This is a genomic window from Kribbella sp. NPDC023972, assembly GCF_040639075.1.
In the GTDB taxonomy this organism is placed as follows: domain Bacteria; phylum Actinomycetota; class Actinomycetes; order Propionibacteriales; family Kribbellaceae; genus Kribbella.
Genome location: NZ_JBEZZH010000001.1, coordinates 986,100 through 1,007,370 on the forward strand (window position 1 = coordinate 986,100; position 21,271 = coordinate 1,007,370).

Genomic DNA, 21,271 nt, shown 5'->3' on the forward strand with positions numbered 1-21,271 from the left:
TGTGTGGTTGAGCGGTCAGAGGCCGGTGACGACATACGGTTGTGCGGTGGCTGATCGGTATGGGAACGACGTGCTGGCCGGGGACTGGCGGAAGCCCAAGAACGGGCGGACCGTCGAGGTCGAACTGGAGAAGGGGATGGTCGTCGAGGAGCCGAGTTCGGGCTTCGTCGGCGCGGTGGTCCGGTGGGAGCACGGTGTGGTCGACCTCGAGGACCGGTTCGGCAAGATCAAGACCTATCCACTCGGGCCTGGGTTCTGGCTGGATGGCAAGCCGGTCAGCCTGAAGGCGCCGAAGAAGGCGGGGCCGGCCAAGAAGACGCGTACGGCGTCCGGCTCGGTGGCGGTGGACAACGTCCGGGCGAAGGTGGCCCGGGCCAGCCGGATCTACGTCGAAGGACGGCACGACGCCGAACTGGTGGAGAAGGTGTGGGGTGACGACCTGCGCATCGAGGGCGTCGTGGTCGAGTATCTCGAAGGTGTCGACGACCTGCCCGGGATCGTCAACCGGTTCCAGCCCGGTCCGGGCCGCCGGCTCGGCGTACTCGTGGACCACCTGGTCGAAGGCTCCAAGGAGTCCAAGATCGCCGCGCAGGTGACGAACAAGCACGTGCTGGTGGTCGGTCACCCGTTCATCGACATCTGGGCGGCGGTCAAGCCGTCCTCGGTCGGGATAAAGGCCTGGCCGAAGATCCCGCACGGACAGGACTGGAAGAAGGGTGTGCTGCAGACCTTCGGCTGGCCCGCGACCGACCAGGCCGACGTGGCCGCGGCCTGGAAGCACATCCTGTCGAAGGTGACCAGCTTCGCCGACCTCGAACCGGCACTGCTGGGCCGGGTCGAGGAGCTCATCGATTTCGTGACTCTCGACTGATCTCCGGGATGCGCTTCGCGATCCAGGCCTGGATGTGGTCGCGGACGCGTCCGGCGTACCAACTGACCACTCCGAGCGCCGTACCGGCGGCCAGGATCAGACCGGCGAGCAAGGCCGCGATGATCCGTACGGCGGCCACGTCGACGACACCGGCGACGACGAGCAGGACGACGCTCAGCCCGATGGCCGCCAACGGCAACCACTGCTGGAAGATCAGCGGCTGCTTGGCCGGCGTCAGCTTCGGGCTCCGGATCAGCCGCTCCCACAGGGCGGTCCGGGCCGGCTCGGTGAACCATCGCGCGGCGCGCAGCAGCCAGGATTCCGGCTGATGCTTCCGGTCGGCCACGGCCTTGATCCACTCGCCCGGCTGCTTGCCGAGCGCAACCGAGATCTGGACCATCCGATCGGCCAGGCCCTTCGTCGTGGCCCGCCCCTCGGCCGACTGGTTCAGCTCGTCGCGCATCGTGGTCAGCGCGGACAGCACGTTCGCGTCGTTGAAGTCGTCGGCCAGCCGCTGCACCCGCTCGGCGACCTTCTCGACCTTCCAGTCCTCCGCCAGCAGCACCTGCCGCTGCGTCTCGCGGATCCAGTCCGGATCGGCGCCGAGCATGGCGCCGAGGTGCGCGACACAGTGCAGCCGGCCCATCAGCCAGTCCCACCGCCGCCAGTCCGCCGCGCCGAACGCACCGAAGTGCCCGACCTGCGTCCCGTAGAGGATCCGGTCCTTGAGCGCGTTGGCGATCGACCCTTCCTGCAGATCGTCCAGCAGCGTCAGCGGGATGTCCGGCCCGAGCCGGAGGAACCGGAACGGCGCACTGCGCTGCTGCGGCGTCCGCGCCGACGTGCACCGCGACACGATCTCCACCTCGAGCGCGGTCTCGACCAGCTCGTGGCCGACGGCCGCGATCAGCTCGGCGAACGCGTCCCCGAGCGCACGCTGCACCTGCAGGTCCTCGAACATCTCGCTCAGGGCAACCGCGACCGTCTCGGCGCCACCAGACACGCCCAGCTCCAGCTCGGCCTTGGCCAGCCGGCCCGACAAGGCATCCCGCACCGCCTGCGTCTTCTGCAGGCAGTCGCTGGACGCCTGCAGCCGACGCTCCAACTCCTCTCGCTGTGGCAGTGCGGCGCTGGCGAGCTTCGTCCGCAGCGAGCGGAGCACCAGTCGTACGACGCGTTCCGCCGCGCCGGTCCCCCACGGCCAGCTCGGGTTGCCCTCGGCATCGTTGCACAAGGGAGCCATCGAGCCGTCCGGATCCGGGACCCAGGGATGCTCCGTCGCGAGGATCTCGTCGACATCCGCCTCCGACAGGGCGGTCGCGGCGTCGAGCACGGTGGTCTGTTCCTGGCTCGCGATCGTCACCGCCTCCCACACCTCACCGGCGGCCCGGCCGCGCGAGTACGTCGGCTGCAACGCCTTGGCCGCGTCCCGCAGCCGGTCCCGCTCGACTGGTTGTTCGATGCAACGATCGAACAGCCGCTGGGTGTCGGACCAGGACGCGTCCGCCTCCAGCAGCAGCCGCTCGAGTTGCTCGACGTCGGACCGGAAGTCCACCTCGCGCGGGAACTGCACGGCCGACAACGCGGCCTTTCGCCAGCTCGGCGCGTCGGTTCCGGCCACTTCGGTCGACGCATGGCCGACTCCCGCGGACGGGACGACGTACAGCACGTAGCGGCTCGCGCGACCCGCCACCGGCCGACGGGCGACCACGTCGAGCACCGGCCCGAACGGCGCGTTGTCGAGGACGCCGCCGTCCACCAGCCAGGCGCCGGGGTCGGCGATCGTCGGCTGCAGCCGGGGCGGTGAACCGGCCAGCTTGGGCGTCTCCTGAACCGGTGCGAACGCGGCCGGGAACGACGCGGACGCGCGGGCGGCGAGGGCGAGCAGCTTGGTGTTCGCCAGCTCGTTGTTCTCCGCAACCGAGAAGGTCCGGGTGCGGCCGTCGTACGTCGCGGTCTCCTCGCTGGTGAAGCGGAACAGATAGCGGTGGTCCGGCACCACGAAGCACTGACCGGCCGCGTCCGTCGCCTCGAACTGCTGGATGCCCAGCCCGGAGGCGGTGACGAACAGCGTGACCGGTTCCTGGGCGGTCGAATCGCCGGCTTCCGCGACCCCCTTGATCAGCGTGTCGAGCTCCTTCAGGAAGTAGTCGCCGTCCAGCACCGAGCTCGGTTTGTCGACCGAGGGCACCAGCTTCCCGACCTCGAGCGAGCCGAGCCCGACCCACTTCTGCCGCAGCCACGGCCCGTCCTCGCCGTCCGGGTCGAGGGTCGAGCCGTTCGAGATCGCTGTCGCCAGCAACGATCCGTTCAGCCCGCCGGCACTCGTCCCGGCGATCACGTCGACCACCACCCGGCGCCGTTCCTGGCCGCGATGGCACAGGTCGCGCCAACGCTCGGCGAGCACCTCGTCGTACGGCTGCGACGGCGGTGTCCCCGCCGGGCCGGACGCCCGCCGGATCAGATCCAGCTCGTGCGTCACCCCACCCATCCACACTGCCAGACTGACCCCGCCGTTCAGCACCAGCGCGATCCGCACTTCATGATCGGTCATCCATCCCCCTCTTTGTGTCAGGGATACCAAATGGTGACGAGCAATGACAGTGGTCGCAGCAGAGAGTGAACGAAAGGGTTCCACTAACCGTTGTGGCGGGCACCACCCAGCGTCATTCTGTAGCTGGGGGTGGTCGTCATGCTTCGGAGACTCGTGACGGTCGTAGCGATCGCCGCACTGCTGGCGGGCTGCGACGACACGCCCGACGGCGGGGGTACGCCGTCACTCGCGCCGACGACAGCATCCGAGACGACCGGGGAGCCGTCGCCGGAGCCGACCACACAGGAGACGACCCAGACCGAGGTGGACAAGCCGTCGATCTCGATCGCCAACGCACCGATCGGCGGCGACGTCGAGGAGGACGGCGTCGAGCAGTGCGCCGAGGTCAACTGGCTGGGCAAGAGCCCGATCCCCGACGGTACGACGATCAGCCTCGGCCCGGCCGAGCTGAGTCGCAGCGGGGTCTTCGAGTTCTACCAAGGCGCCTGTCCGGGCGATGTCCGGGCCTGCACGGACGTCAAGTGGCACAGCGGCGACTTCAAGCCGTGCTACGTCGGCGTCCGGCAAGTGGCCCACAGCACCGAAAGCGTCTCCCTCGTCATCCCGGTCGAGGCGACGTGCGAGACCGAAGCGGACTGCCAAAACCTGGCCAAGGGCTTCGGCGACAGCCAGATCGACTTCGACCCGATCCCCCTCGAGACGCCCACGACCGAACCGCCCACCGAGCCCACCGAGACGCCGTCGGACGGCTGACGGATGGCCGACGAACAGTCCCAGATCGAGCGCTGGGGGAGCTTCGCGACGAAGTTCCTCCCGCCGATCACGCTGATCAGCGCTCTGCTGTTCTACTTCGGCTACGTCTCCGCGCGTTCGCAGTACGAGTACTTCGGTATCGACGTCGACACGATCGGCCTCAGCACGCAGGAGTACGTGATGCGCAGTCCGCAGCCGCTGCTCGTCCCGCTGCTGGTCATCACCTTGCTCGCGGTCGCGGGTCTGCTCCTGCACAACGCCCTCCATCCGACCGACACCGGCGTACGGCGAGCCACCCGGGCGACCGTCGTACTCCTGCTGATCGGTGTGGTCGGCCTGCTCGCCTTTCCGCTGATCGGGCAAGTGCCGTACTACGCCCTGCTCGTACCCGCCGTGATCGGCCTGGCCGCGGCCACGCTCGCGTACCTCACCTACCTGCGGAGCAAGCTGAATCCGCAGCTCGGCGGGCAGCGGACCCTGATCGCGCTGCTCGCGGCCGTCACCGTCACCTGTGCCTTCTGGGCGACCGCGACGACGGCGCAGTACTCCGGTCGCGGTCTGGCCAAGTCAGATGCGGAGAACCTGGACAAGTTCCCGGTCGTCATCCTCGACACCAAGGAGAAACTGGCGCTGCGGTCGCCCGGACTCGAGGAGACCGCCTTGCGGCCGGGCCAGGGCCAGACCTTCAACTACCGCTACCGCGGCCTCCGGCTGCTCGTCGTCGGCGAGAACCGCCTCTTCCTGGTCCCCCAGCAGTGGAATGCCTCGAACACGACCGTCGTCGTACCGCTGGACAGCTCGATCCGGGTCCAGTTCCAGTTCCAGAACGATCCACCGTGAGTCCCGCGGGCCGAGGCGTCAGGCGCTGTCGCGGATGATCAGTTCGGTGCCGTAGATCTCGGGGCTGGTGAGGGTGGCTCCGCCGATCTTGGCGAGCAGGATCTCGGCCAGGCGAGCGCCGAGTTTCTCGACCGGCTGGCGGATCGTGGTCAGTTTCGGAGTCGTAGTCGTCGCCATCACCGAGTCGTCGAAACCGACCACCGCGACGTCCTCCGGGACCCGGCGGCCGCGCTGGGACAGGACGCGCAGCGCCGTCGTCGCCATCAGGTCGTTCGCCACGAACAACGCGTCCAGGTCGGGGAACTCGTCGAGCAGCCGCAGCGCGGCCTGCTCACCGCCGTCGGCCGTGAAGTCGCCGAAGGCAACGGCTTCGGTCAGCCCGGCCTCCTTCATCACGTCCTGGTAACCGGTCAGCCGGTCCAGCCCGGCGGTCATGTCCAGCGGTCCGGCGATCGTCCCGATCTTGCGACGTCCGATCGACAGCAGGTACTCCACCGCCGTACGCGCGCCGGCGACGTTGTCGACGTCCACACTCGCCACCGGTACGTCGACGCCGAGCGGCCGGGCGCTGAACACGATCGGCAACGGCAACTGCGCCAGCTCCTGGAGCACGTTGCCGCGGCCGTGGTGGCTGACGACGATCGCGCCGTCGACGTGACCGCCGCGCAGGTACCGCAGCAGGCGCTGGTCGTCACCTTCGGCGGGCTCGATCAGCAGCACGAGCTGCGACGAGGTCGGCGCGAGCGTCAGGCTCACACCACGCAGGATGCCGGCGAAGAACGGATCGGAGAACACCCGGCTGTCCGGCTCCGGTACGACGATCGCCACCGAGTCGGTCCGTCGCGTCACCAGCGCTCGCGCGGCCCGGTTGGGTACATAACCGAGCTGGCCGATCGCACGCTCGACCGCGGCCACCGTGTCCGGCAGCACCTTGGGCGATCCGTTCACGACCCGCGACACCGTGGCCCGGGAGACTCCCGCGAGGGCGGCGACCTGCTCCAATGTCGGAGAACCATAGTCCTTCATCGGTCCTCCTCTGGACGACTGAATGACCTTCACACCGTAGTACGTTCCCGGCCGATCGCTCAGCCCTTCTTTCTTGTGTTGGCTGCTTTGTCGGCCAGGTCGAGCGCTTGCTTCCAGGCCGCGTCCGGTGCCTGCTTGCCCTCGTCGACCCGGGCCAGCGCGGCGCTGAAGACCTGGTTGATCTCGCCCTCGCGTGGGCCCTTGTGCTGCTTGAGGAAGACGTTCTTGGCCCGGTTGATGAAGATCTCCCCGACCGGCGCGTTGTTGAAGTACGCGTTCACCTGGTTCTTCACCTGCTCGTCGTCGTACGCGTCGAGGGTGGACGGGAACGAGCCGACCTTCTTGAACACCTTGACCTGCTGCTCGGGCGCGGTCAGCCAGGCGGCCAGCCGGGCCGCTTCCTCCGGCTGCGGCGACTGCTTCGGCACGGTGAGGTACGAGCCGCCCCAGTTGCCACCGCCACCGGGGAACACGTCGGCGACGTCCCACTTCCCCTTGCCGTAGCCGCCCGCGTTGTCCTGGATGACGCCGAGCATCCAGCCGGGGCACGCCATCGTCGCGAACGCGTCGGTACGGAACGCCTTGTTCCAGGCCTCGCTCCAGGCCGGCAGCTTGGCGGACAGGCCGTCCGCGCTGCCCTGGGCGATCTGGTTCCAGGTCCGCTTCAGCAGTGGGTTCTCCGCGCCGAGATAGCGGTCCTGGTTGGAGTAGTACGCCTGGATCAACTGGTTGCGCATCGCCTCCCAGGTGAGCACCGCGGAGTCGTACCAGGCCGAGCCCGGCACCTTCTGCTTGAACTTCCGCCCGGTGGCGAAGTACGACGGCCAGTCCGGGAACAGCTTGGCGACCTGAGCCCGGTCGGTCGGCAGCCCGGCCTTGGCGAACAGGTCACGGCGGTAGCAGATCGCCTCCGGCCCGATGTCGGTGCCGTAGCCGATGATCTTGCCGTCCGGGGTGGTCGCGCCGGACACCTTCCAGTCCAGCCAGCGGTCCTTCAGGTCGTCGGCGCCGTACTCACGCAGGTCGACGAACTGGTCCGCCTTGGCCAGGTAGTTGTAGATCCAGGTGACCTCCATCGCCTCGATGTCGGCCAGCCCGGAGCCGGCGGCCAGGTTGGTGTCCAGGTTCTTCACGTGGGCGTCGACGGTGGGGGACTTGCGGGCGACGATCTTGATGTTCGGGTGCAGCGCCTCGTACTCGCGGTACAGGTCGTCGTACCCGAACTCGTTGAAGGTGGCGATGGTCAGCTCGATCCTCGGCTTGTCCTGTTCGTTGCCGGAGGCATCGGATTCGCCGGGGGCAGCGCAGGCGGAGGCGAGCAGGAGCGCACCACAGACGAGGAGGGCCGCGAGAGGGCGGCAGCCGGCACTGGGCCGCATGGAAAAGCTCCCTGGAACTGGACGGAGTTGAGAGCGCTTTCGGATCGCGAAAGTGTGCTGAGTGTCGAGCGTCCCAACCTGTTATGTCAAGCACCACATCGTCACGCTGAGACACGAGGACGACCAGGTCAGTACATAACAGCCGCTGTGCTCACGGAACGAACCACGCCGATCACCCATTGCAGTAATACCTGCGAGTTTGCTGTGTTCACCGCCTGCTGAAGGTCGCGCCGCGGGACCCGCCGACGGTGATGTCGAGGACGATGCGCTTACCCAGCGCAACCACCGTCACCGTCTCGTCCGCGCTCAGCAGGCGGTCTACCCAACGTCGACAATCAAACGCAGGGTCTGGACAGTCCGGGGGTGTTCGCGAGCACGGTCATGCCGGGTCCGCGGCCCGCCGCGCCGTCCGCCAAGTGCTTGCCCCAGGCAACGGGAAGTTCGTCCGTGATCACTTTTGGTCACGACTTGTCCTGACTTACGGCAGCAGATCACGGACCACAGCGTCGGCGAGGAGCCGACCGCGATCGGTGAGGACGAGGCGATCCTGCTGCCGGGTGACGAGGTCACGCATGCCGGCGGCCGCGGCTCGGCCTTCGTCGTCGAGGACGTCGAGCGGGAGACCGGCCGCCAGGCGGATCTCGAGCAGGACGCGTTCGACCCGGCGGGTCTCGGCGTCGAGGGTCTCGCGCGCGTGCGCCGGACTCACGCCGGCGTCGAGGCGTTCGGCGTACGCGCTGGGATGCTTGACGTTCCACCAGCGGACGCCGCCGACGTGACTGTGCGCGCCCGGGCCGATCCCCCACCACGTGTCGCCGCGCCAGTAGAGCTCGTTGTGCCGGCACCGCGCATCCTCGTTGCGGGCCCAGTTGGACACCTCGTACCAGGTCAGCCCCTGCGCGGAGAGCATCTCGTCCGCCAGCAGGTACTTGTCCGCGAGGTCGTCGTCGTCCGGCATCGGCAGCTCACCGCGGCGGATCCGGCGGGCGAGCTGGGTGCCGTCCTCGACGATCAACGCGTACGCGCTGACGTGATCGGGATCGGCCGACAGCGCCGACTCCAGCGAAGCCCGCCAGTCGTCGAGCGACTCCCCCGGCGTGCCGTAGATCAGGTCCAGGTTCACGTGCTCGAACCCGGCGGCCGTGGCCTCCTTCACCGCCTGCAACGCCCGCCCCGGCGTGTGCTGCCGATCGAGGATCTTCAGCACCTGCGACGACGCGCTCTGCATCCCGAAGCTGACCCGCGTGAACCCTACCTCGAGCAGCTGCTCGAGGTAGCGCGGATCCACCGACTCCGGATTGGCTTCGGTGGTCACCTCCGCATCGGCCGCCAGGCCGAACTCGTCCCGTACGGCGGCCAGCATCCGGCCAAGGTCCTTCGCCGGCAGCAAAGTCGGCGTACCGCCCCCGAAGAAGACCGTGTCGACCGGCCGATCCAGCCCGGCGAGCGCCCGCCGGGCCAGGTGCACCTCCCGGATCGCCGTCTCCGCGTACGACGCCTGCGACGCACCGCCGCCGAGCTCCTTCGCGGTGTAGGTGTTGAAGTCGCAATACCCGCACCGCGACGCGCAGAACGGGACGTGCAGGTAGAACCCGAGCGGCCTCGTCCCCGCTTCCCGCACGGCGGACTCCGGCAGCGCCCCATCCCGGGGCGCAACCTCCCCCTCGGGCAGTGTCGACGGCACCCACCCATCCTACGGACCCCACCCCATTGGCCGGGTCGATCGCCTCAGGTGATCCATTGGCGGCCAATGGAACTTGCGGCTGGGGTTGGGAGTTGAGGTTCTGGGGGTGTTTTCGGAGAGGACCTCGAGATGAGCAGGCGGGTCGAGGAGAAGGCTCAGGCGCGGCAGAAGGTGGCGGAGCTTCGGGCCGCGCGGTTGCGGGCTGAACGGCGCAAGCGCCTCCTGATCGCACTAGGCGCCGTCGCGATCGTCGTCGTCGTGGTCGGCGGGCTCATCGTCGTACGGCTCACCGGCGGCGGCAAGCAAACCACCGCCACCCCCTCCGGCACCGCCGATACCGCGATCGTCTCCGCGCTCGCCGCCGTACCGGCAACGACGTTCGACCAGGTCGGATCCGACGGCGTCCAGGGTGGACCCGCGGCGATCACCGCTCCGGCACTGACCGCGAACGGCAAGCCGAAGGTGCTCTACATCGGCGCGGAGTACTGCCCGTTCTGCGCGGCGGAGCGCTGGCCGGTCGCCGTGGCGCTGTCACGGTTCGGATCCTTCAGCAACCTTGGTACGACGCACTCCGCGAGCGACGACGTGTACCCGAACACACCCACGCTGTCCTTCCACGGAGCGACGTACACCAGCCAGTACCTCGCGTTCACGGGCGTAGAGACGACCACCAACCAGAAGGTCAACGGCCAGTACGCTCCACTAGACACCCCGACCGCGGCCGATCAGCAGACCTTCGACACGTACAACCAGCCGCCGTACGTGCAGAGCGGTGGGTCGATCCCGTTCATCGACCTCGGCGGCAAGTTCGTCTCGTCCGGTGCAACGTACAGCCCCGCGATCCTGGCCGGGAGAACCCAGGCCGACATCGCGAACGCCCTGAAGGACCCGTCCAGCCCGATCTCGCGTGCCGTCGATGCCTCCGCCAACGGCTACACGGCCGCGCTGTGCCAGGTCACCGGCAACCAACCCGGCAACGTCTGCACAAGCCCTGCAGTCACCGCGGCGGCCGGCAAGCTCGGTAGGAGCTGAACCGTGAGAGTTCCCGCCGCCCCGAGACCGCTGGGCTGGATCCCGTGGACCACGCTAGTGCTGTCGATCGCCGGCCTCGCGGTCGCGACGTATCTCACCTACGAACACTTCACCACCTCGACCACCCTCGCCTGCCCCGACACCGGCGTCGTCAACTGCGTCAAAGTCACCACCAGCGAGTACTCCCACCTCCTAGGCATCCCCGTCGCCCTCCTCGGCCTGGCCTTCTTCGCCGCGATGACGGTTCTCTCCATCCCTCCGCTCTGGCGCACCCCCTCCCCCTGGCCCGCCCGGCTCCGCCTGACCGCCGTCACAGTCGGCGTCGCCTTCATCAGCTACCTGATCTGGGCCGAACTCTTCCGCATCAACGCCCTCTGCCTCTGGTGCACAGTCATCCACGCCCTGACCCTCGTCCTCTTCACCCTCGTTGTACTCCACCAGGCCCTGTACGACGCGAAGGCGACAGCACGCGCCCTTCGGGTGGGGGACGCGACGGAGGAGCGGGCGTAGCGGTGTGTGGGTAGACATCACCTCATGAGGTGGCGCCGGTGTAGCGGCGTAGGCCGAGTCGCCAGCAGGCGACGGCGAGAAGGCAGGCGACCGCGGCGCCGGCCATGGTCGACGTCAGAACCACCAGGCTTGGCCCATGGAGGAGCGTGGTGGTCGGGATGGTGGCGATGAGTGTGAGTGGGAAAACGTAGGTGACCACCAGGCGGAGGGGGCGGCGGTAGATATCCGTGGGGTAGCGAGCTAGTTGCCATGCCGAGCCGTAGAAGACGTCGAGTTGCAGGCGGGGCGCCCAGAAGGCGAGGCATGCGAGCAGTACTCCCATCGCCCAGGTCACTGCGAGCGCGGCTGCGAGTGTCAGGATCCAGGCCAGGATCGCGGCCGGCGCTGGTGTTTGCTCGTGGTCGCTCACTCCGAGTGCGATGACGACGAGTCCGAGGACGAACTGGATGAGGGCCAACGGAGTAGACCTTGCCAGGCTGGCGAGGTAGAGGGTTGGCGCCGGCTGCAGCAGAAAGGTGTCGAGCCTGCCTTTGCGGATGCCGTTGTCCGGGAACCAGGAGAGGTTGGGGTCGATGAAGGCGTTCTTCAGGCTGCTGAGCAGCTGAAAGGTGCCGATCAGGACGTAGGTCTCGGCCTCGGTCCAGCCCGCCAGCGAGTCGGTCCGCGCGTACACGACGAACACGGTGGCCAGGCTCGCGAAGAGACCGATGACCGACAGCAGGATGTCGAACAGCAGGTTGATCCGGAAGGTCAGTGTGGCTTGCGCCGACCGGCTGAATCCGGCCGCGAAGAGTCGGAGAAGTTTCATGCTCCGACCACCGTGTACCGGCGCATTCCGGCGCGCCACAGCAGGACGGCGGCCGTGATGAAGGCTGTGATCCACGCGGCCTGGTAAGCGAGTCCGGTGAGTACGGGGGCCGGACCGTGCACGCGGCCCGCGGCGACGTCGGCCGGGAGCCCAAGCATCCCGTAGAACGGCAGGATCTGACCGATGTCGCGTACCGGTCCGGGGAGGAACGCGAGGGGTGCGACGGTCCCGCCGAGGAGGGAGTTCAGGGTCCATCCGAACCCCACGATCGAATGCACCCGTTCAGTCCAGAAGGCGGTCAGGGACAGCATGAAGACCCAGCAGAAGCTGAGCGTGGCACCCAGCACGAAGACCGGAAGCGCCGACAGGACCGCGGTCCAGCTCAACGAAACTCCGAAGGCGACCCCGGTCAGCAACGCGATGGGGAGCCCCATCACCGTCAGCCACATCCGGATGGCGATGTTTGTCCCGATCGTGGTGACGACCACCGGGTGCGGCCGCAGCAGGTCGTGGCTGATCGTTCCGTCGTAGATCTTTTCGGAGAAGGTGAACTGCTCGAACGATTCCGTCATCACCGTGACCAGCAGCAGTGCCACGTAGTACGTCGCGACGTAGGAGTCAGCCGGATACACCGCCGACCAGACGAACATGCCGATGAGCGGCCCGAGTACCGCCTGGACGACGAGCGTGAGGAGGAACCACCAACTGCCGGACCACTCGAGCACCTCCATCCGGATCCGCAGTGCGATCAACAGCAGCAGGCGTCCGGGGCGGAACGCGGGAGGGTCGTACGGCACGGCGGGAGCGGTCATCAGACACCCTCCCGGTACGCGCGGTCGATGACGACCTCGAGCGGAGCCTCTTCGACGGAGAGATCCGCGACCTCGAGTTCGGTGAGCAGCCTGGCGGTGGTCCGGGCGACGTCCTCGCGAGGCACCCGCAGGACCCAGGTTCCGTTCGAGTTCTCGATGACCTCGCCTGCCTGGCGGAGTCGTTCCTCGTCGGCGTTCGGCGCGGTCAGGCGGAGGAGCTTGTACGGCGAGAGCCTCGCCGCGAGCTGGTCGAGTTGTCCGTCGTACTGCACCTTGCCCTTGTCGATCAGGACGAGCCGCGGGCAGAGCGAGGCGACATCGGCCATGTAGTGACTGGTCAGCAGCACGGTGGCGCCGGTCTGCTCGGCGTACTCGGCGACGAAACGACGCATCGTGGCCGCGCCCGAGACATCCAGGCCGAGTGTCGGTTCGTCGAGGAACAACACCTCCGGCCGGTACAGCATTGACAGAGCCAGGCCGGCGCGCATCTTTTCGCCCAGGCTCAAGGCCCTCAACTGACGCTGCAGCAGCTCCTCGAGCTCGAGCAGGCCGGTGAGCTCATCGAGGTTCCGCCGGTACTCGGCCGTCGGAACCTCGTAGAGCAACTGCTGGTACCGCAGGGTGTCGAGCACGGTGAGCTCCTGGGATCCGCCCACCGGCTGGCTGCCGCGAATGAACGCGATCCGGCGGAGGAAGTCGGATCGGCGCTGCCACGGGGAGTAGCCCAGCACCCGAACGTGGCCCGAGCCCGCGTGCAGCAGCCCGGAGAGGATCTTCATCGTCGTCGTCTTGCCCGCCCCGTTGGGACCGATGAAGCCGACAACCTCACCGGCGTCGAGGGTGAAGGAGGCGTTCTGTACGGCGGGAACCTCCCGGTAACGCCGGTTGAAGACCGAGCTCAGCGTTTCCTTCCACCCGGAACCCCGGATCGGCGCCCGGTAGGTCATACACAGGTCTTCCACCACAACTGCGGTCACCAGAACTTCTCCCACCAAGTCGATTGAGCAGACAACGGGTTGACCGTAGGAAGAAAAGACGCCAGGTGATGGCTTATTTTTCTGACATAGTCGAACTGTGCGTGCTGAACGGCTTCTCCGGCTTCTGCTGCGGCTGCAGACCCGCGGGCAGTCGACCGTCCACGAGCTCGCGCAGTACTTGGAGGTCTCACCGCGCACGGTCCAGCGTGATCTCGACGCGCTCAGCCTGGCCGGCGTGCCCGTGTACTCGGTTCGCGGCCGGGGCGGCGGGTGGGCGCTGCTGCCCGGCTACCGGACCCGGCTCACCGGGCTCGCGCCGGCCGAGGTGATGTCGGTGTTCGTCGGCGCGACTGCGCACGTGCTCGCCGATCTCGGCATGGATGCCTCGAGCGACCAGGCGATGACGAAGCTGATCGCGGCGCTGCCCGAGAGTGCGCGCCGCGATGCGGAGTACGCCCGCCAGCGGCTGCTGATCGATCACGCCGGCTGGGACGACCGCCGGGAGGCGCCGCGCTGGCTGGACCTCTGCCGGCAGGCGATCTGGGAGGAGCGGCGAATCTCGATCACCTATCGGGATCCGGGCGAGCCGTTCGACGTCGAACCCCTCGGTCTGGTCGCCAAGAGCCGGACCTGGTACTTGATCGCCCGCCGACCGGATGGAGCGTTCCGCACCTATCGCCTGAGCCGGGTGACGTCGGCGGCCGTGACCGACCAGCCCTTTTCGCGGCCGGCCCGTTTCGACTTGTCCGCGTACTGGGCCGAGGCGCAGCAGCAGTTCCGGGCGACGCGGCCGTCGTACCCGATCGTGCTTCGCGTGCGCGACCGCGCCGTACTCCGCTTCCGGCCGACCGCGCCGCCGGTGCCCGACACGGACGGCTGGTTCATCGTGCACACCGACCTCGAGAACCCCAACGAGGCGTGCGCCGCCGTCCTCGCCCAAGCCGGCGACGCGAACGTCCTCGCCCCGCAGGAACTCGCGGACATGGTCGAGCGCGCGGCCGGGGAGATCCTCAGGTCACAGCGGGCGCGACGGTGAGGATGCCTGTGGCGGGGTCGATGGTCGCGACGGTGCCTAGTGGGACGGTCGCCGACTGAGGGCCGTGGCCGATCGGGAGACCACCCAGGACGGGTACGGCGAGTAGGTCGAGGCGGTCGCGCAGCACGTCCAGCACGGACCAGCCGTTCACGCGCGCATCCTCGAAACCGTTGAACCGGCCGACCGCAACCCCGCGCAGGTCGTCCAGCAAGCCGGACTTGACCAGTTGGGTCAGTTGACGATCGATCATCCCGAGCCCGGTACCGATGGTGTCCTCGATCAGCAGGATGCCGCCGTCGAGGCTGGACAGCTCGCCGCCGACCGCGTGCGCGATCGTGTTGAGATTGCCGCCCATCAGGAAGCCGGTCGCCGGACCGCCGGCGGTCAGCGCCGCGGTCGGTTCCTTCGGGTCCTGGCGTACGACGACCTCCTCAGCCGTCATCAACGCCGCCCGGAGGCCGCCACCCGCCTCGTCGTTGAACGGCCCGTGGATCCCGGCCAGCCGGCATTCCTTCCACAACGACAGGTGTACGGCGGTGATGTCACTGAACCCGACCAGCGGCTTCGGATCCCGGCGTACGGCGTCGAAGTCGAGCTGATCGCTGATCCGGTACGCACCCTTGCCACCCCTGGTCGCGAAGACGGCCCGAACCCCGGGGTCGCGGAAGGCGTCATTCAGATCGGCGAGACGATCCTCGTCTGTCCCGGCCAGATACCCCACGCTGTCGAACACGTGCCGGCCGAGCTCCACCCGCAGGCCCCACCCGGCGAGCAGCTCGACTCCCCGCGCCACGAACTCCCGCTCGGGAGTACTGGCCGGAGACACGACACGAACCCGATCACCAGGCTGCAGCCGGGGCGGAATCAACACAGTCATGGCGAAACTCTGGCATCCCCCACAGACAATCCCCGCCCGCCCGGCCAGCGAACCAAACACCCGACCGCCTACCGGGGCGGGCGCGGTTCAGAGCGGGTGCGGTTCACGGGCCGCTGTGGTTCAGGGGCGGCTGTCGTAGGCCTCGCGGGCCGCGAGGACTTCTTCGATGTGTTGTTCGGCCCAGGTGCCGAGGGCTTGGAGTGGGGCATGCAGGGTGCGGCCCAGGGCGGTGAGCTCGTACTCGACCCTGGGCGGCATCTCGGCGTACACGTGCCGCTCGACCAGCCCGTCCCGCTCCAGATCACGCAGCGTCTCGGTGAGCACCTTGCCGCTGATCCCTTCCACCGCACCCCGCCGAAGCGTACTGGGCCGGTGTCGGCGAAGGACTTCGGGACGGTGGCCGGTCTGATGGCCGACGACATCGTGTGGCATCAGCCGGGGGCGAATCGCTTCTCGGGCACGCATCAGGGCCGCGCCGCTGTCGATCAGTTGCTCGGGGCAATGATGACGGTCAGTGCGGGCACGCGTCGACGTACTGCTGAGCCACTGAAATCGCCGAGTCCATTGCCATCTCCTTCAGATGTTGTGTTCAGGGCTCAATGCTCACCATTGGTAACCATGCACCTCAACGTAACTAACGATCCCGAGTGACCCACTTCACACAACTGCTCGGGCGAAGCGGGCTACCCAGCCGGCGGCGATACTTGTCTGCGTGACGAGAGAGCCGCGTTGGAAGTCGAGCACTGCACCCAGTGCCGGTGGTTGTTGCGGGCGGCATGGACCGCGCAGGAACTGCTGACCACCTTCACCACCGAGCTCGGCGAGGTCGCGCTCATCCCCGGGACCGGAGGGATCTTCGAGGTCCGCCTGGACGGCGAAACCCTCTGGTCCCGCAAAGCCCACAACGGCTTCCCCGACATCGCCCCCCTCAAGCAACTGGTCCGCGACCGCATAGCCCCCGACCGCAACTTCGGCCACTCCGACCACCGCTGACCGAACTCGGTCTGACAGCTCAGGCCGAGTTTCGTGCTGTCCGGGGCCCGGGTGAGGTGAGCATGTCCGCGACCAGGTCGATCATCGCCGCGTGCCGCTTCGCCGCGGACTCGGTCTGTCCGAGCACCACGATGTCGAGGAACACCCGGCTGACGACGAGCTCCGCGGCGGTCCGCACCCGGGCCGGATCGGCGAGGTCGTCGGCGCCACTCAGTACGTCGGCAACCGTCGCGGCCGCCTCGGCGAACAGCTCGGCGGCCCGGGTGGCGATCTCGGGACATGCCTGCGCTTCCCGGAAGACGATGATCCGGGCCGCGCGGTTGTGTTCCAGTTCGCCGGCCATGGCGCTGACGACGGCGCGCAGCCGCCCCCGCACCGATCGGCCCCGCGAGGCCGACCGCAGCACCGCACTCGGCGTCGGTCGCTCGTTCACGATCGCGAGCAGCAGATCCAGCTTGGTGGCGAAGTGGTAGAACACCAGGCCGGACGGTACGCCGGCCTCGTGGGCGATCCGCGCTGTCGACGTCGCGTCGTACCCGTGCTCGGCGAACAGCCGCTCGGCGGTCTCGATGATGTGCTGACGCTTCGTGCTGCGCGCCGTGTCAGCGTGCGCGGTCATGGTTCGCTCCGTTCGGCAGGCCGGTGATCCCCCTTCAGGTCCGCGGCTGCCTCGGCGGCACGCCGTAAGGCCTTGAAGACATAGTCTGGCACTCGTAGACCTCGCCGGTGGGCCCACAGCAGTTCATGCTCGACCCGTCCGACCTGGCGGGCGTAGTGCTGCAGGTGCGCCTCGTCGCCGGTGCTTGTGACCAGCGCGCGCATCACCTCCCCGAACTCCACCAACTGCTGGTCACTGCTGACCCCGACCGGGCCGAAGGTCCGCTTCCGCAACGTGCGAACCAGCCACCGCTGCCAGGAGCCCAACTGCGTCCAGAGCTGACGAGCGGCGATCTGGTAGTAGGCGAAATGGCCCGGCTCCTGCCGTTTGATCGGCGCGACCAGGGTGGCGGCGACGGCCCGTTCGCCCAGCTCGACGAGCCCGGCGTGAAGCTTGTTGTAGGCAAGCACCGCCGACCGTTCGGTGGCCACGCCGGTCAGGTAGTAGAGCATCCGGCTCACGTCCTGTACGCCGCGCACCCGGCCGAGGGCACCGAGCAACTTGAGCTTGAAGGACACGTCGCTCAGGTTGGGTTCGGCAGGTTCGAGACCGGCCAGCACCTGTAGCCGGTCCAGGATCAGCCCGTGATGCGTCTCCTGCGGGAGCCAGACGTCGGCGTAGAACCGCCGGTCGACCTCTGGCGGATCGGGCAGCAGGATGTTGAGCTCGAGCACATTCCGCTCGACCTCCAGCTCGACCCGCGACATGTACGACAGCACCGACCCGAACCGCTCCACGAGCCGGCCTGGATCGTTCATCGTGTAGTCGACACTGTCGAGCGGGATCGGCGGATGCTCCTCCCCCAGCCGATCGACATGGTCGGCCAGCCTCGACTCCTCCCGCCGGCGTCGTACCCGACGAGACCCCTGCACACCCGCCAGCGCCATCACGGCACCTCGCTCCCCCATCGAAAGGGATGTCCTGTTGATCCCGCAACGATCGTAACAAAGTGACTGACTGATCAGTCAGTCAATCTCTGTGACGTCGCCAACACACAGTCCCGGCCGATGATGCGGGCACCGGGCACGTGGCTCAATGCCCCGACGTCGGGTCGCGCCTGGTGAGTGGTCGACGAGGTTGCGCGGGCTCGGAGCGGTGGCGGTCAGTTGCTGTGGGCAACTGTTGGGGCTAGCGGGTCGGGTTGCTTGGGCAGGTGGTGGGCGGGGTGGTGGGGTGGGACCGGATCAGGGGGTTTGCGTTGTGGCGGCCTAGGTTCCATTCGAGCCAGTCGTCGGTGGTGGGCTTCCGTCCGGTGAGTGCGCAGCCGACCACGTCGTCCGGCAGGGTGGCCAGCACTGGTACGGCGTCGTCGGAGAGGCCTTGGAGGTGGACCCAGTCGACCTTGCCGGTCTCGGTGTAGCGGTCGATGTTGTGCTGGGCGATCCAGGCGTCCGGATTGATCGCCGCGAGCCCGAGCAGGAGGCTGGCGCCGCTGAGCAGCGCGGCCCGCGGCAACCAGCCTGCTCTCATCGTCACGCCGGCCACCATCACTCCGATCACGAGCAGCCCCAGCCAGCCCTCGAAGACGTCCACGAGTAGGCGAAGCTCGGTGAACCCATATGCCTCCTGGTAGACGTGCATCCGGTAGAGAGCGGACGCGACCACGACCAAGGTCAGCAGACAGAGCAGGCCGAGCGACGCGCGCAACCAGGTCAGGTCCGCGGCCGTGGAACGCGGCGCCTTGCGTGCGGCGACCCACACCACCAGCAGGGTGAGCGCGGTCGCCACCGTGAGCTGACCGAAGCCCTGGTGGACGTACTCCGCGTACGTCAGGCCGGTAATGCGCTCGAGGTACTGGTGCCCACCGAAGTTCGCAGTGGCCTGCGCTGCCAGGAAGACCAGAAAGACAGCATCCACAAGCAGCACCGGCACAAGCCACTCATACCGACGAGCGACCGGCCGCACCGGGCCACCACCGGTCTCGACCTTCGGCGGATTCAGCCCGAGGTACGTCGCCGCAAGCACGACACCACCAACGGCCACGGTGACGAATGCACGCAGTACGAACGAGTCAAGCTCCAGATCAGGAACGACCGCGCCCGCCCACTCAGCGAAGACCGCATCGGCCGAAGCGAACAACAGTCCGAAGACAAGGACCGCCAACAACGACCACAGGACCGTCCGCAGCGCTGCCGCGCTCGTCCGCAGACCTCTGACGCCCTGCGCGGAGCGACCCAGCCACGGAAGTCCGCGCAACCCGGCAAGGGGCCAAGCCATGCCAGCCAGCACGAAGGCAGGCAGTGTACGGCCGTTCACCAGCCCGGCCATACACACAGCACCACCCGCCAGCAGGCACAACACCACGATCCACTCCGCATCCCGGACCACGGATGTCGCGGCCAGCAACACACACAGGGCAGCACAGGCCAGGGTGAAGCGGGACCGGCGGTTGACGCTGAAGCCGAGGATCACTCCCCCGGCGGCCAGCAGTACGACGAACGTGCCGAGACCGAGATCGCGAAACGGCAGGACGATGCCGGCCAACACGCCGACCCCCAAGCAGTACAGGACCGCACGTACGTTGCCGGGCACGCCGGCCTCAGGCCAGAACCTGCCGAACAGCATGTCCATCCCCGACTCCGGCGCACGCGCGACAGCGGGTGCGGGAGTGTCGACCGGCTTCGTCATGACTGGCTCCTGTGCCTTCCTGGTGACATGGGTGTGTTGCCTCGGTTCACGCGGTAGGTCGACGCGGACCCGGGCACCGGTGCTGCCCGGCGCGGGATCGACGAAGTGGATGCTGCCGCCGTGGAGATCGGTCACCCAGCGAGCGATCGCGAGCCCGAGACCGGTGCCGCCACCACCGTCCGCCTCCGTCAATGTCCCGAACCGTTCGAAGACGCGGTCCCGATCGGCGAGAGGAACGCCTGGCCCCTCATCGGCGACCTCCAGCCGCCACCCCGCTTCCGTCACCTGGACGGTGATCCGTACGACGCCACCGACAGGACTGTGCCGGGCGGCGTTGTCGAGCAGGTTGGCGATCAACTGATGGAGCCGCGCCGGGTCCGCCGGGACAGTCAACTCGGGCGGCGTGACACGTACGTCGTACCGGACCTGACGACCGACCACCTGCGCTTCGGCCACGGCGCGCTCCAGCAACTCCGCGACCGCTACCTCCTTGGTCGACAACCGGACCTCGCCGGCATCCACGCGGGCCAGATCGAGCAGGTCGTTGGCGAGGGTCGAGAGTCGCTCTGCCTGGTCGAGCGCCGTCCGGAGGGCCACGGGGTCCGGCTCGGCGACTCCGTCGACCAAGTTCTCGAGTACGGCGCACAAGGCCGCGAGCGGCGTACGAAGCTCATGACTCACGTTCGCCACCAGTTCACGGCGCTGGCGGTCGACGGCAGCCAAGTCCTCGGCCATCCGGTTGAAGGCCCGGGCCAGCTCTCCCACCTCGTCACTCGAACTCGCGGTGACTCGACCGGAGTAGTCGCCGCGCGCCATCTTGCGGGCCGCAGCGGTCATCTCGCGCAGGGGCGAGGTCATGCCCACCGCCAGCAACTGGGTCACGCCGAGCGCCAGAGCCACGGTGACCGGGATGCTGAGCCAGGCAGGCACGTTGGCGACCGCGCCGACGGCCGCGACGATCGAGGCCAGGGTGACGCTGACCGCGACGAGCAGCCCGAGCTTGACCTTGACCGACGTGACCTGGTCCAGCAGCGGGCTGCTCATGTGGCACCGCCGGACTCGAGGGCGTAGCCGACGCCGTGCACCGTTCGCACCCGGTCCGCGCCGATCTTGGCTCGCAGCGCCTTCACGTGACTGTCGACCGTACGGGTCCCCGACGCACCCGGCCAGCCCCAGACTTCGGCGTACAGGTTCTCCCGGGTCAAGACCTTGCCCGGCTTGGCGGCCAGACAGAGCAGCAGGTCGAACTCGGTCGGCGTCAGATGGACCTCGGCGCCGGCGACCCAGGCCCGGCGCGCGGCCGCGTCGATCCGCAGGTCACCCACCTCGGTGGCCGGCCGATTCGCCAGCTCGGCGGCCCGGTCGACCCGCCGAAGCAGGGCTGCCACCCGAGCCACCAGCTCCCGCATCCGGAACGGCTTGGTGAGGTAGTCGTCGGCGCCGACGCCGAGCCCGACCAGGATGTCCGCCTCGTCGTCACGGGCGGTCAGCATCAGCACCGGAACCGGCCGCTCGGCCTGGATCCGCCGACACACCTCGTGGCCGTCGTACCCGGGAAGCATCACGTCCAGCAGGACCAGGTCTGGCGCGGTCGCGGCGAACTGCGCCACCGCACTCGGTCCGTCCCAGGCCTGGACGACGTCGTACCCCGACCCGCGCAACCGGTCGGTCACCGCCTGGTTGATCACCGGCTCGTCCTCGACCACGAGGATCCTGCGGGCTGCTCCATCGACTGCCACGGTTCGAGCGTAGGAGCCGAGCTGGTCAGGAGTACGGGACGACTCGTGAAGGTTTTGTGCAGGTCTGTCAACCACCCCGGCCCCCGGCGGCGCG

Annotated in this window: 21 protein-coding genes; 8 read left to right on the plus strand and 13 right to left on the minus strand. The window is 68.2% G+C overall.

All coding sequences use genetic code 11. The annotated features are described in order from the left end of the window. The first annotated feature begins 46 nt into the window (after positions 1 to 46). Positions 47 to 871: a DUF3097 domain-containing protein gene (locus tag AB0F43_RS04470; protein WP_360470506.1), complete on the plus strand. Its 825-nt coding sequence runs from the start codon at positions 47 to 49 to the stop codon at positions 869 to 871. On the opposite strand, the gene AB0F43_RS04475 is transcribed toward AB0F43_RS04470, so the two are convergent. Continuing rightward, positions 846 to 3,425 carry a DUF3376 domain-containing protein gene (locus AB0F43_RS04475; protein ID WP_360470509.1) on the minus strand — a complete coding sequence of 860 codons (2,580 nt, stop codon included), beginning with the start codon at positions 3,423 to 3,425 and terminating at the stop codon, positions 846 to 848. The genes AB0F43_RS04470 and AB0F43_RS04475 overlap by 26 nt on opposite strands. A 138-nt stretch (positions 3,426 to 3,563) precedes the next feature. Between AB0F43_RS04475 and AB0F43_RS04480 the strand changes: the two genes are divergently transcribed. Further along, a complete protein-coding gene (locus AB0F43_RS04480) occupies positions 3,564 to 4,178 on the plus strand; it encodes a hypothetical protein (RefSeq protein ID WP_360470512.1) in 615 nt (204 codons plus the stop codon). Between the two features lie 3 nt (positions 4,179 to 4,181). Beyond that, the gene (locus tag AB0F43_RS04485) at positions 4,182 to 5,018 is read left to right on the plus strand and encodes a hypothetical protein (RefSeq protein ID WP_360470514.1); all 837 of its coding nucleotides are present in this window, start codon (positions 4,182 to 4,184) and stop codon (positions 5,016 to 5,018) included. A gap of 18 nt (positions 5,019 to 5,036) precedes the next feature. Here the strand turns inward: AB0F43_RS04485 and AB0F43_RS04490 are convergent, their stop codons facing one another. The 3 genes from AB0F43_RS04490 to hemW form a co-directional block, all read right to left on the minus strand. Next, entirely contained in the window at positions 5,037 to 6,044 is a 1,008-nt protein-coding gene (locus AB0F43_RS04490; protein ID WP_360470517.1) for a LacI family DNA-binding transcriptional regulator, read from the minus strand. 59 nt (positions 6,045 to 6,103) lie between these two features. Then, positions 6,104 to 7,423 (minus strand): extracellular solute-binding protein, encoded by a 1,320-nt coding sequence (locus AB0F43_RS04495; protein WP_360470519.1) that lies wholly within the window; start codon positions 7,421 to 7,423, stop codon positions 6,104 to 6,106. Between the two features lie 478 nt (positions 7,424 to 7,901). After that, complete coding sequence (gene hemW / locus AB0F43_RS04500; RefSeq protein ID WP_360470522.1) at positions 7,902 to 9,107, minus strand: radical SAM family heme chaperone HemW; 1,206 nt, start codon at positions 9,105 to 9,107, stop codon at positions 7,902 to 7,904. A gap of 129 nt (positions 9,108 to 9,236) precedes the next feature. On the opposite strand from hemW, the gene AB0F43_RS04505 reads away from it, so the two are divergent. Together AB0F43_RS04505 and AB0F43_RS04510 are read left to right on the plus strand one after the other, a co-directional pair. Next, complete coding sequence (locus AB0F43_RS04505) at positions 9,237 to 10,139, plus strand: DUF929 family protein (protein WP_360470524.1); 903 nt, start codon at positions 9,237 to 9,239, stop codon at positions 10,137 to 10,139. Between the two features lie 3 nt (positions 10,140 to 10,142). Beyond that, positions 10,143 to 10,649, plus strand: a complete 507-nt coding sequence (locus AB0F43_RS04510; protein ID WP_360470527.1) for a vitamin K epoxide reductase family protein — start codon at positions 10,143 to 10,145, stop codon at positions 10,647 to 10,649. Positions 10,650 to 10,671: 22 nt separating this feature from the next. On the opposite strand, the gene AB0F43_RS04515 is transcribed toward AB0F43_RS04510, so the two are convergent. The 3 genes from AB0F43_RS04515 to AB0F43_RS04525 are packed head-to-tail and all read right to left on the minus strand — an operon-like array spanning position 10,672 to position 13,246. After that, positions 10,672 to 11,457, minus strand: coding sequence for an ABC-2 family transporter protein (locus AB0F43_RS04515; protein WP_360470530.1), 786 nt, complete (start codon positions 11,455 to 11,457; stop codon positions 10,672 to 10,674). Beyond that, on the minus strand, positions 11,454 to 12,269 hold the full coding sequence (locus tag AB0F43_RS04520; protein ID WP_360470533.1) for an ABC-2 family transporter protein: 816 nt from the start codon (positions 12,267 to 12,269) through the stop codon (positions 11,454 to 11,456). The genes AB0F43_RS04515 and AB0F43_RS04520 overlap by 4 nt, the downstream gene beginning before the upstream one ends. Further along, positions 12,269 to 13,246: an ATP-binding cassette domain-containing protein gene (locus AB0F43_RS04525; RefSeq protein WP_360470535.1), complete on the minus strand. Its 978-nt coding sequence runs from the start codon at positions 13,244 to 13,246 to the stop codon at positions 12,269 to 12,271. The genes AB0F43_RS04520 and AB0F43_RS04525 overlap by 1 nt, the downstream gene beginning before the upstream one ends. Before the next feature lie 97 nt (positions 13,247 to 13,343). Here AB0F43_RS04525 and AB0F43_RS04530 point away from each other — a divergent pair, with 97 nt between their 5' ends. Next, a complete protein-coding gene (locus tag AB0F43_RS04530) occupies positions 13,344 to 14,282 on the plus strand; it encodes a YafY family protein (protein WP_360470537.1) in 939 nt (312 codons plus the stop codon). Here AB0F43_RS04530 and AB0F43_RS04535 read toward each other — a convergent pair. Beyond that, a complete protein-coding gene (locus AB0F43_RS04535) occupies positions 14,257 to 15,159 on the minus strand; it encodes an LD-carboxypeptidase (protein WP_360470540.1) in 903 nt (300 codons plus the stop codon). The two genes, AB0F43_RS04530 and AB0F43_RS04535, sit on opposite strands and share 26 nt — an antisense overlap. A 120-nt stretch (positions 15,160 to 15,279) precedes the next feature. After that, positions 15,280 to 15,504 (minus strand): helix-turn-helix domain-containing protein, encoded by a 225-nt coding sequence (locus AB0F43_RS04540; RefSeq protein ID WP_360470543.1) that lies wholly within the window; start codon positions 15,502 to 15,504, stop codon positions 15,280 to 15,282. Positions 15,505 to 15,531: 27 nt separating this feature from the next. On the opposite strand from AB0F43_RS04540, the gene AB0F43_RS04545 reads away from it, so the two are divergent. Then, a complete protein-coding gene (locus AB0F43_RS04545; protein ID WP_360470546.1) occupies positions 15,532 to 15,810 on the plus strand; it encodes a nuclear transport factor 2 family protein in 279 nt (92 codons plus the stop codon). 78 nt (positions 15,811 to 15,888) lie between these two features. Next, positions 15,889 to 16,152: a SelT/SelW/SelH family protein gene (locus tag AB0F43_RS04550; protein WP_360470548.1), complete on the plus strand. Its 264-nt coding sequence runs from the start codon at positions 15,889 to 15,891 to the stop codon at positions 16,150 to 16,152. 19 nt (positions 16,153 to 16,171) lie between these two features. Here the strand turns inward: AB0F43_RS04550 and AB0F43_RS04555 are convergent, their stop codons facing one another. The 4 genes from AB0F43_RS04555 to AB0F43_RS04570 form a co-directional block, all read right to left on the minus strand. Next, the gene (locus AB0F43_RS04555; protein ID WP_360470551.1) at positions 16,172 to 16,771 is read right to left on the minus strand and encodes a helix-turn-helix domain-containing protein; all 600 of its coding nucleotides are present in this window, start codon (positions 16,769 to 16,771) and stop codon (positions 16,172 to 16,174) included. Further along, positions 16,768 to 17,718 (minus strand): GTP-binding protein LepA, encoded by a 951-nt coding sequence (locus AB0F43_RS04560; protein ID WP_360470553.1) that lies wholly within the window; start codon positions 17,716 to 17,718, stop codon positions 16,768 to 16,770. Before AB0F43_RS04560 ends, AB0F43_RS04555 begins: the two co-directional genes overlap by 4 nt. Positions 17,719 to 17,938: 220 nt before the next feature. Beyond that, positions 17,939 to 20,482: a DUF4153 domain-containing protein gene (locus AB0F43_RS04565; RefSeq protein WP_360470556.1), complete on the minus strand. Its 2,544-nt coding sequence runs from the start codon at positions 20,480 to 20,482 to the stop codon at positions 17,939 to 17,941. Continuing rightward, entirely contained in the window at positions 20,479 to 21,177 is a 699-nt protein-coding gene (locus AB0F43_RS04570) for a response regulator transcription factor (RefSeq protein ID WP_360470559.1), read from the minus strand. Before AB0F43_RS04570 ends, AB0F43_RS04565 begins: the two co-directional genes overlap by 4 nt. Positions 21,178 to 21,271: the final 94 nt, after the last annotated feature.

Bases quoted from the DNA above. Each gene is read 5' to 3' on its own strand.
- AB0F43_RS04480 (WP_360470512.1), top strand. From the start codon at position 3,564: ATGCTTCGGAGACTCGTGACGGTCGTAGCGATCGCCGCACTGCTGGCG.
- AB0F43_RS04495 (WP_360470519.1), bottom strand. From the start codon at position 7,423: ATGCGGCCCAGTGCCGGCTGCCGCCCTCTCGCGGCCCTCCTCGTCTGT.
- AB0F43_RS04475 (WP_360470509.1), bottom strand. From the start codon at position 3,425: ATGACCGATCATGAAGTGCGGATCGCGCTGGTGCTGAACGGCGGGGTC.
- AB0F43_RS04555 (WP_360470551.1), bottom strand. From the start codon at position 16,771: ATGACCGCGCACGCTGACACGGCGCGCAGCACGAAGCGTCAGCACATC.
- AB0F43_RS04485 (WP_360470514.1), top strand. From the start codon at position 4,182: ATGGCCGACGAACAGTCCCAGATCGAGCGCTGGGGGAGCTTCGCGACG.
- AB0F43_RS04565 (WP_360470556.1), bottom strand. From the start codon at position 20,482: ATGAGCAGCCCGCTGCTGGACCAGGTCACGTCGGTCAAGGTCAAGCTC.
- AB0F43_RS04535 (WP_360470540.1), bottom strand. From the start codon at position 15,159: ATGACTGTGTTGATTCCGCCCCGGCTGCAGCCTGGTGATCGGGTTCGT.
- AB0F43_RS04515 (WP_360470530.1), bottom strand. From the start codon at position 11,457: ATGAAACTTCTCCGACTCTTCGCGGCCGGATTCAGCCGGTCGGCGCAA.
- AB0F43_RS04505 (WP_360470524.1), top strand. From the start codon at position 9,237: ATGAGCAGGCGGGTCGAGGAGAAGGCTCAGGCGCGGCAGAAGGTGGCG.
- AB0F43_RS04520 (WP_360470533.1), bottom strand. From the start codon at position 12,269: ATGACCGCTCCCGCCGTGCCGTACGACCCTCCCGCGTTCCGCCCCGGA.
- AB0F43_RS04490 (WP_360470517.1), bottom strand. From the start codon at position 6,044: ATGAAGGACTATGGTTCTCCGACATTGGAGCAGGTCGCCGCCCTCGCG.
- AB0F43_RS04560 (WP_360470553.1), bottom strand. From the start codon at position 17,718: ATGGGGGAGCGAGGTGCCGTGATGGCGCTGGCGGGTGTGCAGGGGTCT.